This window comes from Streptomyces fradiae (assembly GCF_041270065.1).
Lineage (GTDB): Bacteria > Actinomycetota > Actinomycetes > Streptomycetales > Streptomycetaceae > Streptomyces.
This window is the reverse complement of the sequence record NZ_CP065958.1, coordinates 6,544,339-6,560,017: the sequence shown is the minus strand read 5'-3', so window position 1 is coordinate 6,560,017 and position 15,679 is coordinate 6,544,339. Positions and strand designations below refer to the sequence as shown.

Here is a 15,679-nt window from a genome sequence, read left to right as displayed (position 1 = left end):
TCCTCTTTTTGCGACCTCAGTTGAGGGCGGCGACGCCGGCCTGGGCGAACTTCTCGTCCAGGTCGCCGGAGGGCGCGCCGGCCACGCCGATGCCCGCGATGGGGGCGCCCTTGGCCGTGACGGGGGCGCCGCCGGCGAGGAAGAGGGTGCCGGGGATGTCCTTCAGGGTCGGCGCGTTGGTGAGGCGCTTGACCAGCTCGGAGGTGGGCGCGTTCCAGGAGACCGCGGTGTACGCCTTCTTCACGGCCGACTCGTAGGACTGCGGGCCCGCGCCGTCGCCGCGCAGGGTCACGATGGTGTTGCCGTTGCGGTCCACGACCGCCACCGACACCCGCTGGTTCTCCTTCTCGGCGGCCTTCAGGGTGGCCTGCGCGGCCTTCGTCGCCGCCTCGATCGTCAGATGCGTGCTCTGCGTGGTGTTCTTGTTCTTCACGTCCGCCTTGACGACCGCGGCGGCCGGGGCGGCGGCGGGCGTGGCGGCGTTCGCGGAGACGGCACCGAAGGCGCCGGCGCCGAGGGCGACGAGGGTGGCGCCGCCGGTCAGGACACGGGCCCGCATCGAGATCTTCTTCATGGTGGATGACTCCTCGTGATGGTGGTCGCTGCCCGGGAGGCGCTGCGCCGTCCCGCTCTGTCATCCATCCTGGGTCCGTCGGGGGCCCCGCCCGGTCCGCCCGCCGGCCCCTGTCGCGACCCCGGCCGGCCGACCCCGGGGTCAGCCGATCGGTTGACCCCCGTCCCGGGACGCGTACATCTCCTGGAACAGGTCCCAGCCGCCGTCGGGCGTGGCCACGAAGCCCTGCCAGTGGAAGGAGGTGGGCGTGACGTCGCCGAAGGTCCAGCGCGAGGGCCTGCCCTCGGCGTCGGTGCCCTCCTGGATCATGCCGCCGGCGCCGTCGGGGCGGCCCGTCTGGGAGAAGTACGAGGGCAGCTTCGGCGAGAACCAGGTGATCTGCCAGAGCCCGGTGGTCACGTCGTACATCCGCACCGTGGTGCCGGGGTAGGGGCCGTGGAAGTCGGGGCAGTGGAGCACGTCCTGCACCACCCGCCCGCCGAGCGTCCAGCCGAACCGCCACTCGCCCGTCGCGGTGCGCCACTCCCCGTCGGGGAACCGGTAGCGGTTCTCGACGCGCCAGGTGCCGACGAGCCGGCCGTAGAGCATCAGCGCCTCGGCATGGTCCGGGTCGGGGCCGTCGGCCGAGAGCAGGTCGAGCATCGAGGCACGGGACGACGCGGTCATGGCGGTCGAACCCCCTTCTGACGGAACGCGGTTGACCGGCCAGAGGGTAGCCCGCCGATCCACCGGCGGACATCCGCTTTGAGAAAGGGGCATCTGCGGTGTTTTCCGGATTAACTGGAGCCGGTACGGCGCGCCGACTGGGAGAAGGGCACAGGGCATGGCGGGGATGGACGGTGAGGGTACGCGGGAGAGCTCCTGGTACGGGGAGACCGAGGAGCGCTGGTTCCGGGTGCTGCTCCACGTCGGCTTCTTCCTGCTGCTCGGCTCCTCGCTGACCCGCTTCCTGATGCGGCACACCGACGAGGGCCGGGCCCCCTGGGTGGTCGCGCTCGCGGTGCTGCTCGCCGCGCTGTACGTCACCGGGACCACGCCGAGCGGGGCGCGCACCGGCACCGGCATCCGCCGGCCGTGGTGGCTCGGGGCGGTGGTCGCGGTCTGGATCGCGCTGGTGTTCCTGGCGCCCAGCTTCGCCTGGTGCTCGATCCCGCTGTTCTACCTCAGCCTGCGCACCCTGCGCCCGCCGGCCGCGGCGGCGCTGATCACGCTGCTCACGGCGGTGGCCGTGGTGGCGCAGCTGCGGCTCGCCGGCCGCTTCGATCTCGACCTGCTGCTCGCGCCGCCCGCGGTCTCGGCGATCGCCGTGGCCGTCTTCGTACAGATGGACCGGCAGACCCAGCGGCAGCGGCGGCTCATCGCGGATCTGGTCCGCACCCGCCGTGAGCTGGCCGCGACCGAGCGCCGCGAGGGCACGCTCGCCGAGCGGCAGCGGCTCTCGATGGAGATCCACGACACCCTGGCGCAGGGGCTGTCCAGCCAGCAGATGCTGCTGCAGGCCGCCGACCGGGTGTGGGACGGGGAGCCGGCCACCGCCCGCCGGCACGTGCGGGCGGCGACGGCGATCGCCGAGCACAATCTGACCGAGGCCCGCCGCTTCGTGCACGACCTCGCGCCCGCCGACCTCGCCGAGGGCGGCGGCCTCGAGGAGGCCCTGCGGGCGCTCGCCGCCCGGGAGAGCACCGGCGGTCTCCGGGTGCGCTGCCATGTCGACGGCGCTCCCGACCGGCCGCTGCCCGGCCGGGTCGAGTCGGCCCTGGTACGGATCGCGCAGGGCGCCCTGGCCAATGTGCGGGAACACGCGGGCGCGGGCACGGCGGCGCTCACCCTCACGTACCTCGACGACCAGGTCGTCCTCGACGTCGCCGACGACGGGCACGGTTTCGACCCGGCGGCGGCGCTCGCGGACACCGGGGGCGTACGGGGCCACGGACTGCCCGCGATCCGCACCCGCGCCGCCCAGCTCGGCGGCACCCTCACGGTCGAGTCCGCGCCCGGCGAGGGCACCGTACTGTCCGCGGCGATCCCGCTCGGCGTCGCCGGCGGGCCTCCGGTGTGACGCGGCCCTGGCGTGACGCCGCCCCGCCGCCCGCCCCGGGGAGGGGTGGCCGACGGGGCGGACGTACCGAACGCACCGGACGGGTCAGCTGCCGACGGAGCCCGTCGCGACGCGGTGCTCGAAGGCGCCGAACGCGGCCTCCTGGCGCCACTCGACGGCCGCCTTGGGGCTGGCGTCGAGGAGCCGGCGGCAGGCGGGGCGCAGCCGCTCGGAGCCCGGCTCGTCGTGGCGGCAGGCACCGGCCAGGCGGTAGCCGTCACGGGTCGGGTTGCCCTGCCAGATGCTCGCGCCGGGCAGGAAGGCGTACTCCAGGGAGGCGCGGGCCAGGTCCTTCAGCTCGCGGTAGCCGAGGTCGTACGTCTCGGCGGCGTAGCGGTACTCGTGGGTGATGTCGATCCGCGAGACGCCCGGGTCGTCGGTGGCGAGGACGATCGGGACGCCGTGCGCGCGGTACGTCTCGAAGGGGTGGTCGGCGCCCTTGACGCCGAGGATCTGGGCGTTGCTGGTGAACGGCACCTCGACGGCGATCCGCCGCTCGGCCATGGTGTCGGCCACCCGCTGCCAGTCGTCCTCGTGGACGAGGTCGACGCCGTGCCCGATGCGCTCGGCGCCGGCCGTGTTCACCGCCTCGCCGATGTGGAAGGTGAGGTGCTCGGGCTTGACGAGACCGGGCCACAGCTCGCCGGCGTGCAGGGTGACATGGGCCTTCGGGTAGACGCCGCGCAGGTACTGCAGCATCCGCATCTGGGTGCGGTAGTTGGCCAGGGAGGTGTCCCAGTCCTCGGGCTGCACGAGGTTGACCGCGACGAAGCGCGGGTCTGCCTCGGCGAGCCGCATGCCGAGCGCCATCTGCGTGAAGACCCGCTCGTTGGTGCTGCCGCGCGAGACCTGGGAGATCCAGCGGACCGTCAGCCCGCAGCCGGGGCGGGGCGTGTCGGTGGCGCAGCGGGCCTCCGTGCGGAACTCGGCGTCGCCGGCGTCGGCCTCCTTGCGCGCCTCGGCGACCACCTTGTCGAGCTTGCCGCCCGCGACCAGCTTGCTGTGCATCCGGGCCAGGTCGGCGTCCCAGCCGACCTCGCCCGCGAGCTTCTTCGCGCTGTCGGAGGCCGGGGTGACCAGGGTCTCCAGATAGAACTGGTTCTGCTCGGCCACCGTGTCGGCGAACTCGGCGAGCAGCTTGCCGCGGTGCCGCCAGGTCACCTCGCCGAACTTGCCGAAGGTGTCGAAGAAGTGGTCGTGGCCGTTGCCGCCGGGCGGGAAGTCCTGCATCGACCACTCGCGTACGAGCGCGTCGTGGAACGCGCCGTCGGTGCGCGCGTCGGCGGCGGGGCGCGTGCCCGGGCCGCACGGCGGCGCGACGGCCGTCATCGTCTTGGTGTCGATACAGAGGCCGTCCTCGGCGGCGAGCTCGATCAGATACTCGGTGGTGACCGCGCCGGAGAGGTGGTTGTGCAGCTCACCGCCCTTGGGCATGGCCCGGAAGAAGGCCTGCAGCGCGGCCGGGTCCTGGCGGATCGCGGCGAGCCGCGCGGAGGCCACCGCCTCCCCCGCCGTCACCGCCGGCCGCGGCGCGGCGGGAGCGCCGGGCGCGGCGCTCGCCTGGCCCGCCGGGCCGGCGACGGCCGCCGGCAGCAGGCACAGCGCGGCGACGAGCAGCGCCCGACGGTGCGAAGTGCGGCGCGGGGCGGGGTGGTTGAGGTCCTGTGGGGGTACGGAATTGATCACCCCGGCATGATCGCGAGTCCCGGCGCGCCATGGGGCGTGCGACGGCCCTTTGCCCCGCCACTCCACCCGCACGAGAAATTTCTTCGCACGGAACGCACGAGCCACGAACGGGTGTCCGAGTGTCCTCGCCCCGAGGGCAGGGGGCGCGGCGGCGGTTGGGGCCTCCGCGGGCCCCGTCGGGGCCGAGGAGACACGGGCGGGTGCGCGTGCCGGGCCTCGCCGGCCGGGGTGGGAGTCGCCGGAAGCGGCCTTGGGAGTGTCCGGCAGATCAGGGTCGGACAGGGGCCCGCGACAGTCGGTGCTCGGGGCGTCCCCAGGCCCGCCAGGGCCGCCGGGGGCGGAAAGTGGCGTGGGGGGTCCGCCTCCTGGCTTCGCCAGGGCCCCGCCCGGCCCCCATGGCGCAGGGCTCCGCCGGGGATACCCACCCAGGCGAAGCCCTGGGGGGTCGCGCCGCCTGGCCGGGTCGGCGAGACACCCGTCAGGCCCGCCAGGGCCAGGGGAAGCAGCGTGGCGTGCCCGCCGGGCTCGAAGGGCCCAAGGGGCGCGCCTGGGCCAGGCCCGCAGGGCCTCGCCTGGGCTGCCGCCCCAGGCCGTGTCCGGCACCTGGTGCCGGGGCGGCCTAGGACTCGCCCTAGGCCGAGCGGCGGCTCCCGGTCTAGGACTTGGGCCCGTTCCGCCGCCCGACCGCGCGGCCTACCGTCCCCCGTATGGAGACGACAGACAGGCACAGCACCGACCGCACCGGCGTTCTCGACGAGGCGCTGGAGCGGCTGCACTCCAGCGGGCCCGAGCGGCTCGGGCGGCTCACCAATCACGCGCCCATGGCCGTGGAGGCGCTGGCCGCGCACGGGGAGGGGCGAGCGGTGCATCGGTGGCTGGATGCGTACGCGCCGAAGCTGGAGGAGTTCCCGGCCGGGGTCGCGCCCGTCACCGGCGAGGACTGGCGGGAGGCGCTGGGCGACCCGCGGCGGGCCGCCGACTGGATCGGGCACTTCGGCCGGGAACTCGCCGAGCGCCCCTGGCGGGACGTGCTCGCCGAGTGGTGGCCCCGGCTGCTGCCGGGGATGTACGGCGGTTCGACGCACCCCGTGATCCGCGTCGGGCACGCCGTACGCACCCTGCTCGCGGACGGCGGCGACCACACCGGCCCACGGCTCACCGAGCTGGCGCACGGCCTCGGCTACTGGGCCGCCCGGCACCGCCCCGTCACCGGCGTCGCCCCGCTGCCGGGCGCGGACGGGGCCACCGCCGCCGCCGCGCTCGACGCCGTACCGCGCATCGCCGGGCAGGAGGGGAGCTTCCCCGACCGGCTCGGGCGGGTCGGGGAGCTGCCGGTCTGGGCGGCGTCGGTGACCGGCCCGGACGCGGCGTACGAGCGGCTCACCGAACTCGTCCGCGCCGCGACCCACCGCTACGCCACCCACGGCCACGGCGAGGAGACCATGCTGGTCCACGCCGCCACCGCGCCCAACGCCGTCCTGCGCACCCTGCCCGCACTCCCCCGCGACCTGTGGGTGCCGAGCCTGCACGCCGCGTGGACGGCGTCGGCGGCGGTGACCGCGATGTACGCGCCGGCCGAGGCCGTCGTCCCCGCACCGCCCGCCTCCCGCACCCCCGAGGAGGTCTTCGAGCGCGCCCTCGCGCACGGCGACGAACACGTGATCAAGCTGACCGACACGGCCCTCGACTTCCCCGACGAGCTCTCGCTCGCGGCGGCCCTGCGCGCCGTGGAACTCAGCGAGCCGCTGCGCCCCTGAACCGGCCCGGCCGCGCCACCCCGGGCCGCATGAGCAGGCGGGATCGGGGCAGGCGCCCAGCGGAGGTGCCGCCATGGTCCCCGTGGATTTCGTGCCGCCCCAGGGCGGGGAGCGGAACCCGGCCCCCGCCGGTCAGGAGCCGCGGACCTACCGCGCCCCTGCGGGCACCGCCTGGGTGGTCCGCGAACCCTCCCCGGCACCGGGCACCGTGGTGCTCGCGGCGACCGGGGAGTTCGACGTCGACACGATCGACTGTCTGCGCCGGGCGCTCGCCGAGGCCCGGCACTCGGGCTGCCGGCAGACCGTCCTCGACATCTCGCAGATCGGCTTCGGCGACTCGTCGTTCCTGCACGAGCTGCTGACCGCCCATTTCGCGCACGGCCGGCTCGTGCTCGCCGGCCCGGTGCCGCGGCAGCTGAAGCAGCTGTTCGCGATGACGGGGACGCTGCGGCTGTTCACCATCGTCAAAGATCGCGAGGTGCTCGGCTTCGCCTGATCATGGTGCTTGACGCGCAATGAAGCGTGACGCAGGACGTACAGACCGGACCGGAAGGAGGCCGGCACCGCATGGAGGCCATGGACCGGGCGGAGGACTTCGCCGGACGGCTCGACGTCCGGGAGCTGAACGGACGGCGCCCCGACACCGTCGTCCTCGCCCTCGCGGGCGAACTCGACCACGACTCGGCGGGCCCGCTCCGGGACGCCCTCGCGGAGCACGACGGGAGCGACGGAAGCGGCAGGGACGGATTCCGGATCGTCGTCGACTGCTCCGGGCTGAGCTTCTGCGACTCCACCGGTCTGAACGTGCTGCTCCGCGCCCGGCTGCGGATGACCGAGGCCGGCGGACGCCTCGACCTCGCGGGACTGCGACCGCCGGTGGACCGCATGTTCGAGATCACCGGAGCGCGCTCGGTCTTCCGGGTGTACGAGACCGTCGCGAGCGCCCTCGCGGACGCCCCGGCCCCGGAGGGGTCATGAGGGGGCGGGAAGACGACGGCGACCGGCCACCGGACGCGGCCGCCTTCGCCGATTCCCTCTCCGACCCCTTCGTCGACGCCTTCGCCGGCGCCCAGGTCCGGCGGCTCCTCCTCGGCACCACCACCGGCGCCGTGACCCGCTGCCGCGACTTCACGGCGGTCGCGCTGCGCGACTGGGGGTGGCTGCCCGCGACCACGCCCGAGGGGCGCGAACGCGCCGAGGACGTGCTCCTGATGGTGTCGGAGGTGGTCACCAACGCGTGCCTGCACGCCGCCGGGCCCGAGGAGCTGGTGCTGCGGCACGCCGACGGCCGACTGCGCCTCGAAGTGGCCGACGGGAGTCCGGACCCGCCCCGCCCGCACGCGCCCCGCTCTCCGGCGCTGCCCGGCGGGCACGGGCTGATGGTCCTGGACCGGCTGGCCGGGGCCTGGGGCTCGGCGCCGAAGGCGAACGGCGCCCTCGGGAAGATCGTGTGGGTGGAGGTCACCCGCCCGTCCCGGCCGCCCTGGCGGAGCGACTGACTCCGCCCGAGCGCCCGAGCGCCCGGCACCCCCGCCCTGCGCGGCTCCCGTTTGCCGCTCCGGGCAGCGGAAAGCCGCAGCGTATGCCCCTCACGGACGGGATGGAGATCCGAAGCCGCGGCCGCGGTCGCTCGCTCAGGTACGACCTGACGGGGATGCCACCGGGTCCCGGAGTCGTCGCCGCCTGCCGGGAGGCGACCCGGCGGGCGCTGAGCGCCTGGTTCGGGCCCGCGGACACGCCCGACACACGGGCGGTGGCGGACGCGCTGCTGCTGGTCTCCGAGGTCGTCACGAACGCGCACACGCACGGCGGCGTGCCCAGCGAGCTGCGCCTCGACGGGACCGACCGTGCGCTGTGGGTGCAGGTCAGCGACACCAACCCGCACCGGCCGCGGCCGCACGGCCCGCACCGGGCCTACCGCTCCTCCGGACACGGGCTCTATCTGCTGCAACGGCTCGCCGCACGGTGGGGCACGGTGCCCCGGGGGCAGGACGGCAAGACGGTCTGGTTCCAGGTGGACCTGTTCCCGGAGGCTTCCGGACCTGGCGGGTCCTAGAGTGGATGGGCGGGGCGTCCGACCCCGCCCGGGCAGGCCCTCATGGCAGAGCGCACACCAGCACCCCACGGCGAGCACGGCGAGCACGACGGCCCGCGCGACGGCGAGCGGGACGGGCGCCGGCCCGACGCCGGGTCCGCCGAGGAGGGGCTGCGGCGGCTGCTCGCCGGGCTGACCGCCGTACGGGACGGGGAGCTGTCCGTACGGCTGCCCGAGGGCGCGGAGGGCGTGCAGGGGGAGATCGCGACCGTCTACAACGACATGGTCGACCGGCTGTCGCTGCTGACCGCCGAGGTGACCCGGGTGGCCGGCGAGGTCGGCGGGCAGGGCCTGCTCGGCGGGCGGGCGGGCGCGCCGCGGGCGAGCGGGGTGTGGCGGGAGCTCACCACCGGTGTGAACACGATGGCGGACAACCTCACCTCCCAGGTGCGCTCCATCGCTCAGGTCGCGACCGCCGTGGCCCGCGGCGACCTCACGCAGAAGATCCGGGTGGACGCGCGCGGCGAGATCCTGGAGCTGAAGGAGACCATCAACACGATGGTCGACCGGCTGTCCTCGTTCGCCGAGGAGGTGACCCGGGTGGCCCGCGAGGTCGGCACCGAGGGCAAGCTCGGCGGCCAGGCCCGGGTGCGCGGGGTGTCCGGCACCTGGAAGGACCTCACCGACAACGTCAACTCGATGGCGGACAACCTGACCAACCAGGTCCGCAACATCGCGCAGGTGACCACCTCCGTCGCCCAGGGCGATCTGACCAGCCGGATCGACGTGTCGGCGCGCGGCGAGATCCTGGAGCTCAAGACCACCATCAACACGATGGTCGACCAGCTGTCGTCCTTCGCCGCCGAGGTGACCCGGGTGGCCCGCGAGGTCGGCACCGAGGGCCAGCTCGGCGGTCAGGCGGAGGTGGAGGGCGTCTCCGGGACCTGGATGCGGCTCACCGAGAACGTCAACGAGCTGGCCGGGAACCTGACCCGCCAGGTCCGGGCCATCGCCGAGGTCACGAGCGCGGTCGCCGAGGGCGACCTCACCCGCTCCATCACCGTCGAGGCGCCGGGCGAGGTCGGCGAGCTCCGCGACAACATCAACGCCATGGTGGAGTCGCTGCGCGCGACCACCCGCGCCAACGAGGAGCAGGACTGGCTGCAGACCAATCTGGCCCGGATCACGGCGCTGCTGCAGGGCACCCGTGGACTGCCGGAGATCGCGGAGCTGATCATGGCGGAGGTGCCGCCGCTGGTCTCGGCCCAGTACGGGGCCTTCTTCCTGACCGCCGACGCGCCGGTCGGCGAGCAGAGGGCCGAGCAGGGCGCCGAGCCGGGCGGCGAGCAGGGCGCCGGGCCCGTCGACGTACCCGCCGCCGAGTCGCGTGCGGGCCCCGATCTGGTCATGGCCGCCTCGTACGGTCTGCCGGTCGCCCCCGGCGATCCGCCGCGCCGCTTCCGGACCGGCGAGGGGCTGGTCGGGCAGGCCGCCCGGGACCGGCGCGTACTGCTCGTCGATCCGGTGCCCGAGGGGTACGCGACGGTGTCCTCCGCCGTCGGCACCGGCGAGCCGGCCGCGCTGATCGTGCTGCCGATCGTGGTCGAGGACCAGGTCCTCGGCGCCGTCGAACTCGCCTCCCTGCGGCCCTTCGGCGCGCTGCAACGCGACTTCCTGGACCGGTTCGTGGTGAGCGCGGGCGCCGTGCTGAGTTCGCTGGTCGCCAACCTCCGCACCGACGAACTGCTCGCCCAGTCCCGCAGCCTCGCCGACGAACTCCGCTCCCGCACCCTTGAGTTGCAGGCCCGGCAGCGCGAACTCCAGCGCTCCAACGCCGAGCTGCAGGAGCAGGCGGAGCTGCTCGCCGAGCGCAACCAGGACATCGAGTCGAAGAACCGGGTCATCGAGCAGGCCCGGCAGGAACTGGAGGCGCGCGCCCAGCAGTTGTCCCGCACCTCGATGTACAAGTCGGAGTTCCTGGCCAACATGAGCCACGAGCTGCGCACCCCGCTCAACAGTCTGCTGATCCTGGCCCGGCTGCTCGCGCAGAACCCGGAGGGGAATCTGACGGAGAAACAGGTCGACTACGCGGAGGTCATCCACTCGGCCGGTTCGGACCTGCTGCAGCTGATCAACGACATCCTCGACCTGTCGAAGGTGGAGGCGGGCAAGATGGAGGTGCGGCGCGAACCGTTCGCGCTGTCCCAGCTCCTGGAGTACCTGGAGGCCACCTTCGGCCCGGTCGCCGACCAGCAGGGCCTGGACTTCGCCGTGTCCGTGGCCCCCGACGTGCCCGAGCGGCTGACCACCGACGAGGCGCGGCTGCGGCAGGTGCTGCGCAACCTCCTCTCCAACGCGCTGAAGTTCACCGAGGTCGGCGAGGTGTCGCTGACCGTCGAGCGCACACCGCCCGACGAGGTGCCGGCGGCGCTGCGGGACGGGCGGCCGGTGCTGGCGTTCCGGGTCGCGGACACCGGGGTGGGGATCCCGGCGGACCGGCTGCGGCACATCTTCGACGCGTTCCAGCAGGGCGACGGGACGACGTCGCGCGAGTACGGCGGGACGGGCCTCGGCCTCTCCATCAGCCGCGAGGTGGCCACCCTCCTGGGCGGCACCATCGAGGTGGAGAGCACCCCGGGGCGCGGCAGCCGCTTCACCTTCCACCTCCCGGAGCAGGCGGCCGCCCCCGCCCCGGGCCCAGCGGCCCCGGCCACCGACACCCGCACCGAGACCGACAGCCAGGCCGGGGACCAGGCGGCCGAGAGCGCGGCCCCCGCCCCCGCCCCGGCGCCGGCGCCCGCGGCGGCGACCGTCCTGATCGTGGACGACGACATCCGTAACGTCTTCGCGCTCACCCAGGTCCTGGAGACGCACGGGCTGCGGGTGCTGACCGCCGACGGGGGGCGGCGGGCCATCGAGCTGCTCTCCGCGCACGACGAGGTCCGGCTCGTCCTGATGGACGTGATGATGGCCGGCATGGACGGCTATCGCGCGATCGAGGAGATCCGGCGGATGCCCGGCCGGGCCGGTCTGCCGATCATCGTCGTCACCGCGAAGGCCATGCCGGGCGACCGGGCCCGCGCGCTGGAGGCGGGCGCCGACGACTATGTCGCCAAGCCGGTCGACGAGGCGGAGCTGATGGTCAGGATCCGTCGCCGGCTTGAGGACTGAGCCGCTGCGGACCGGGCTCCTCGCGGCCGGCGGTCTCCTCCGGGCGCCGGACGCGGACGGCGACCACGCTCGTGTCGTCGTCCGTGTCCCCGAGGGCCATGGCGAGCAGCGCGTCGACGAGGAGTTCCGGGCTCTCCCGGCCCGCCACCCGGGTCGCGACTGCGAGCAGCCGCGCGAGCCCGGGGCCGAGGCCCTCGTGCCGGCGCTCGACCAGGCCGTCGGTGTAGAGCAGCAGGGTGTCGCCGGGGTGCAGTGCGGTGCGGCGTTCCTCGTACGCGTACGAGGGCACCGCGCCGAGGAGGACGTCCTGCGGCGGTTCGAGGAGCCGGGCCCGGCCGTCGCGGATCAGCAGCAGCGGAAGGTGGCCGGCGCTGGACCAGACGAGGCCGCCGTCCTCGGGGTCGTACAGGGCGCAGACGGCGGTGGCGGTGGAGCCGCCGCCGGTGCGGAGGGTGACCTCGTTGAGCCAGCCCATCAGCTGGTGGGGCGGGCGGCCGGTGAAGGCGAGGGCGCGCTGGGCGTTGCGGAGGGAGACCATGCCGGTGACGGAGTCGATGCCGTGTCCGGCGATGTCGCCGACGGCGAGCAGCACCTTGCCGCCGGGCAGCGGCAGGACGTCGTACCAGTCGCCGCCGACCTGGTACTCCTCGGCGGCCGGCCGGTAGCGGGCGGCGACGGTGAGCCCGCCGGGGAGTTCGCCCAGGGCGGGCGCCTCGGGGACGATCGCCCGCTGGAGCTGGAGGGCGACCTGGTGGCGCAGCTCGGCCTGGTCGCGGACGGCGGTGAGCCGGTCGAAGGTCGCGGTCAGGGCGAGCTCGGTGCGGCGGGTCGCGGAGACGTCCTGGTAGGCGCCGACGAAGCCGGTGACGGTGTCGCCGTCGAGGAGCGGTTCCGCCGCGACCCGTACATGCCGGACTGAGCCGTCGGGCAGCACGGTCCGCAGGACGGTCTGGGCGCCCGTGCGGCGCTCGGTGAGCGTCCTGAGCAGCGCGGTCAGGGCCTCGCCGTCCTCCTGGTGGATGCGGGCGCGCAGCGCGAGCAGCGGGAGCGGGGCCTCGTCGCGGGCCATGCCGAAGATGCCGTACGCCTGCTCCGACCACATGGTGTCGCCGCCGGTCAGGCTGTCCTGGAAGGTGGCGACGCTCTGCAGCCGGGCGACGGCGCGGCCGGTGGCCAGGCCGGGGTCGCCGGTGGTGTGCCAGAGGACGACGGCGCGGTCGGGTCCGGCGGGCAGCACGCGGACGTCGAGCAGCGGTCCTGGGCCGTCCGCCGGGGGCCCGGCGGGCAGCCGGGCGGCGTGGCCGGGGCGGCGGGTGTGGCGGGCGCGGCGGGCCAGCCGGGCGAGCTCGGTGTGCGCGTGCGGGAAGGCGCGGGCGAGGGAGGGGTCGTCGGCGGGGAGGGTGCCGCCGAGGGCGGTGACGGCGGCCTCGTTGACGTGTTCCACCTCCACGACCGGGGTTCCGGTGGCCTCGCCGGTACGGAGCAGGGCGGCCGGGTGGGTCAGCGCGTCGAGCAGGTCGACGAGGACGGGGGCGCCGGCCTCCTCGCCGTCGGGCCGGTCCAGGAGGGCGCCGGCCACGTCCATCAGGCCGCCGACGGCCCGGCGCAGCGTCGGGTCGAAGGTCACGGGTCCGGGCCAGCCGACCAGCGCGACGCCCTCTGTCGTGCCGCGCCGGCGCAGCGGCAGCACGGCCCGTGCGGCGCCCTCGCCGGCGCCGGGCAGGGCGGCGCCGGCGGTCGGGCCCTCGGGCAGCCACACGGGCGCGTTGCCGTCGAGCACGGCCCGGATCGCCTCCGGTGCGGCGGGCGGGATCCACCACCAGGCCGCGGCCTCCGCCGCCCCCACCCCGGCGTGCCCGGCGAGCCGCAGACACCCGCCGTCGACCAGCCGCCACAACCACACGCTGTCCGCCCCGAGCGGCCCGAGCCCGCCGTCGAGCAGCGCCTGGGCGGCCGCCGCGACGTCCTCGGCCGTCTCGACGACGGCGGCGGTACGGCGGCTCCGGCGGGCGGGCAGCGGCGACGCGGGCGGGGGCGCCCCCAGTCCCTCCGCCGCCCGGGGGCCGGCGACGGAGTTCACGACGTCCGCGGCGAGGTCCTCGACCGTCATCCCGGTGGCCCCCGCGAGCGCCGTCAGATGCTCGGCCGCATCGCCCGTGGAAACCCCCAGCTGCACGGCGAGCACCCCGGTGGCCAGATCCAGCAGATGCGCCCGCGCCCGCTCCCCGCGCAGCCGCCGGTTCTCCGCGGCCAACCCCGCGAACCCGGACTCCGCCCCGGCCCCGGACACCTTCGACCCCGCCCCCGAGCCCCCAGCGGAACCGGTCAACTCGACCTCCGGCACAGGCAGGCGTACCCCTTCGGAGTCTACTCGCGGGGACGGGCGGGGAGCGGGCGGCGAAGGGGCCGGGGGCCCGGCCCGGCGCACCGGAAGAACCCACCGGTACGGTTCCTGACATGGTGATCGACGGCGGCTTCCACGAGGTCTCCGGCGTGGACCTCCCGGGGATCCTCGCCGAGGCCGCTCGCCGGGGCGTTCCCGTGTTCACGCTCTCCACCGCCGGGCGGACCGACAAGGAGGCGTTCTTCCGGGCGGTGCGGGAGACCCTTCCCCTGGACCCGCCGCTCGGGACCTGCCGCATGGTGTGGGACGCCCTCGCGGATTCGGTCTGGGGCGGTCTGCACGGGCTGAAGTCCCCCCGCGCGGTCATCGTCTGGCCCGACGCCCGGCCCGCCGCGGGCGCCGAGAGCTCCGAGAGCGCCGCGGGCGATTTCCGGATCGCGCTGGACATCCTGCGCGACGTGGCCACGTCTCTCGCCGACCTCCGGCACACCGGCGGCAGGCCGACCCGGGTCGCGGTCTACCTCGCCGCTCCGGACGAGTGACGCGGGACGGGTGATCCGAAACCGGCCACGCCGGCGCTGCGGATATGGCCGGAACACGCCGTGAGTGGCAGGAACCCTTCCGGTAGCCCGGCACTCATGCTCGGTGGGCGAGTCGTCCGGAACGTCCGGGGCGACCGCTTCGAGTGAGAAGTCGAGGAATTCCGTGCTCCTTTCGCCGCACCGACGTCTGGCCGTGGGCGCGGGCGTCGCGCTGGTCGCCGCGCTCGCCGGGACTCTCGTCCCGGCCACGCAGGCCGCTGCCGCGCAGGCACCCGCCCGTACCGCAGCGACAACCGCCCCGGCGCCCGACATGGCCGGGATCACCGCCGCGCTGGACGCCGCCATGGCCAATGGCGCGCCCGGTGCGATGGCCCGGTACAGCGGGCCGGAGGGGGTCAGGAGCCGGGCGGTCGGGGTGATGGACCGGGTGGCGGGCGAGGGGATGGACGTGCGGTCCCGGTTCCGGATCGGGAGCGTGAGCAAGACCTTCTCGACGGTCGTGCTGCTCCAGCTCGTGGACGAGGGCCGGCTGGAACTCGACCAGCCCGTGAACCGCTACCTCCCGGGCCTGCTGCCCGACGACCGGATCACCGTCCGCCACCTCCTCACCCACCGCAGCGGTCTCGCCGACTACACCGACCCGATGTTCGAGCACACCGTGCCGGGCTTCGAGGCCGTGCGGAACCGGGTGTTCACCTACCAGGAGCTGGTGGACCTCTCCCTGGCCCTGCCCCGCACCACCGAGCCCGGCGTCTCCTACAAGTACTCCAACGCCAACTTCGTCGTCGTCGGCATGCTGATCGAGAAGCTGACCGGCCGCCCGGTGGCCGACGCGTACCAGCGGCGCATCTTCAAGCCGCTGAAGCTGCGCGGGACGTCGTACGTCCACCCGGACACCCGCATCGCGGGCCCGCACGTGAAGGGCTATCTGCACCCGGACGAGGAGGGCGCGCCGCTGGTCGACTCGACGGAGCAGACGGTGTCGTGGGCGCAGTCCGCCGGCGCGGTCATCTCCACCACGGCCGACCTCGACACCTTCATGAGCGCCCTGATGCGCGGCCGGCTGCTGTCCCCCGCGTCGCTCGACGCGATGACGACGGTGACGCCGACCGACACCACCAACACCCGCTTCTACGGGCTCGGTCTGCGCCGTTACGACCTGTCGTGCGGCACCCAGGTGTACGGCCACACCGGCACGGTCCAGGGCTTCTACACGTACGCCTTCGCCACCCGCGACGGCCGGCGCAGCGTCTCCGCGCTGGCGAACACCTCCAACCACGGGGCCGCGAACACCGCGCTCGGCGGCACCCTTGAGGCGGCCTTCTGTGGAAGCGCGAAGAAGCCACCGGTGTCGGCCCGCTCCCTCCAGAGCGCGCCGAGCGCGACGGACCGCCCGGCGGAGCGCGATCTGCCCGAGCGGCACTGAGCGACGGGCGGCGGCGGGGGGTGGCCGCGAACACGTGAACGAGCGT

Annotated in this window: 13 protein-coding genes; 9 read left to right on the top strand and 4 right to left on the bottom strand. The window is 74.8% G+C overall.

All coding sequences use genetic code 11. The annotated features are described in order from the left end of the window. Positions 1–16: 16 nt before the first annotated feature. Together JAO84_RS29760 and JAO84_RS29755 are read right to left on the bottom strand one after the other, a co-directional pair. A complete protein-coding gene (locus JAO84_RS29760; RefSeq protein ID WP_370415590.1) occupies positions 17–574 on the bottom strand; it encodes a heme-binding protein in 558 nt (185 codons plus the stop codon). 141 nt (positions 575–715) lie between these two features. Then, a complete protein-coding gene (locus JAO84_RS29755) occupies positions 716–1,240 on the bottom strand; it encodes a hypothetical protein (RefSeq protein ID WP_370415589.1) in 525 nt (174 codons plus the stop codon). A 157-nt stretch (positions 1,241–1,397) separates the two neighbouring features. Between JAO84_RS29755 and JAO84_RS29750 the strand changes: the two genes are divergently transcribed. Beyond that, a complete protein-coding gene (locus tag JAO84_RS29750) occupies positions 1,398–2,633 on the top strand; it encodes a sensor histidine kinase (protein WP_370415588.1) in 1,236 nt (411 codons plus the stop codon). Positions 2,634–2,717: 84 nt separating this feature from the next. Here the strand turns inward: JAO84_RS29750 and JAO84_RS29745 are convergent, their stop codons facing one another. Then, positions 2,718–4,289 carry an adenosine deaminase gene (locus JAO84_RS29745; protein WP_370416896.1) on the bottom strand — a complete coding sequence of 524 codons (1,572 nt, stop codon included), beginning with the start codon at positions 4,287–4,289 and terminating at the stop codon, positions 2,718–2,720. Positions 4,290–5,065: 776 nt separating this feature from the next. Here JAO84_RS29745 and JAO84_RS29740 point away from each other — a divergent pair. The 6 genes from JAO84_RS29740 to JAO84_RS29715 all read left to right on the top strand — a co-directional run bounded on the left by JAO84_RS29740 (position 5,066) and on the right by JAO84_RS29715 (position 11,321). Beyond that, positions 5,066–6,115, top strand: coding sequence for a questin oxidase family protein (locus tag JAO84_RS29740; RefSeq protein ID WP_370415587.1), 1,050 nt, complete (start codon positions 5,066–5,068; stop codon positions 6,113–6,115). A 73-nt stretch (positions 6,116–6,188) separates the two neighbouring features. Beyond that, positions 6,189–6,611, top strand: coding sequence for an STAS domain-containing protein (locus JAO84_RS29735; protein ID WP_370415586.1), 423 nt, complete (start codon positions 6,189–6,191; stop codon positions 6,609–6,611). Positions 6,612–6,691: 80 nt separating this feature from the next. Continuing rightward, positions 6,692–7,093 (top strand): STAS domain-containing protein, encoded by a 402-nt coding sequence (locus JAO84_RS29730; protein ID WP_370416895.1) that lies wholly within the window; start codon positions 6,692–6,694, stop codon positions 7,091–7,093. Further along, positions 7,090–7,614: an ATP-binding protein gene (locus JAO84_RS29725; protein ID WP_370415585.1), complete on the top strand. Its 525-nt coding sequence runs from the start codon at positions 7,090–7,092 to the stop codon at positions 7,612–7,614. The genes JAO84_RS29730 and JAO84_RS29725 overlap by 4 nt, the downstream gene beginning before the upstream one ends. Before the next feature lie 155 nt (positions 7,615–7,769). Continuing rightward, positions 7,770–8,171, top strand: a complete 402-nt coding sequence (locus tag JAO84_RS29720) for an ATP-binding protein (RefSeq protein ID WP_370415584.1) — start codon at positions 7,770–7,772, stop codon at positions 8,169–8,171. Positions 8,172–8,213: 42 nt separating this feature from the next. After that, a complete protein-coding gene (locus JAO84_RS29715) occupies positions 8,214–11,321 on the top strand; it encodes a HAMP domain-containing protein (protein ID WP_370415583.1) in 3,108 nt (1,035 codons plus the stop codon). Here JAO84_RS29715 and JAO84_RS29710 read toward each other — a convergent pair. Further along, positions 11,293–13,575: a SpoIIE family protein phosphatase gene (locus JAO84_RS29710; RefSeq protein ID WP_370415582.1), complete on the bottom strand. Its 2,283-nt coding sequence runs from the start codon at positions 13,573–13,575 to the stop codon at positions 11,293–11,295. The two genes, JAO84_RS29715 and JAO84_RS29710, sit on opposite strands and share 29 nt — an antisense overlap. A 203-nt stretch (positions 13,576–13,778) precedes the next feature. Between JAO84_RS29710 and JAO84_RS29705 the strand changes: the two genes are divergently transcribed. Next, complete coding sequence (locus JAO84_RS29705; protein ID WP_370415581.1) at positions 13,779–14,207, top strand: barstar family protein; 429 nt, start codon at positions 13,779–13,781, stop codon at positions 14,205–14,207. Positions 14,208–14,370: 163 nt separating this feature from the next. After that, the gene (locus tag JAO84_RS29700) at positions 14,371–15,633 is read left to right on the top strand and encodes a serine hydrolase domain-containing protein (RefSeq protein WP_370415580.1); all 1,263 of its coding nucleotides are present in this window, start codon (positions 14,371–14,373) and stop codon (positions 15,631–15,633) included. Positions 15,634–15,679: the final 46 nt, after the last annotated feature.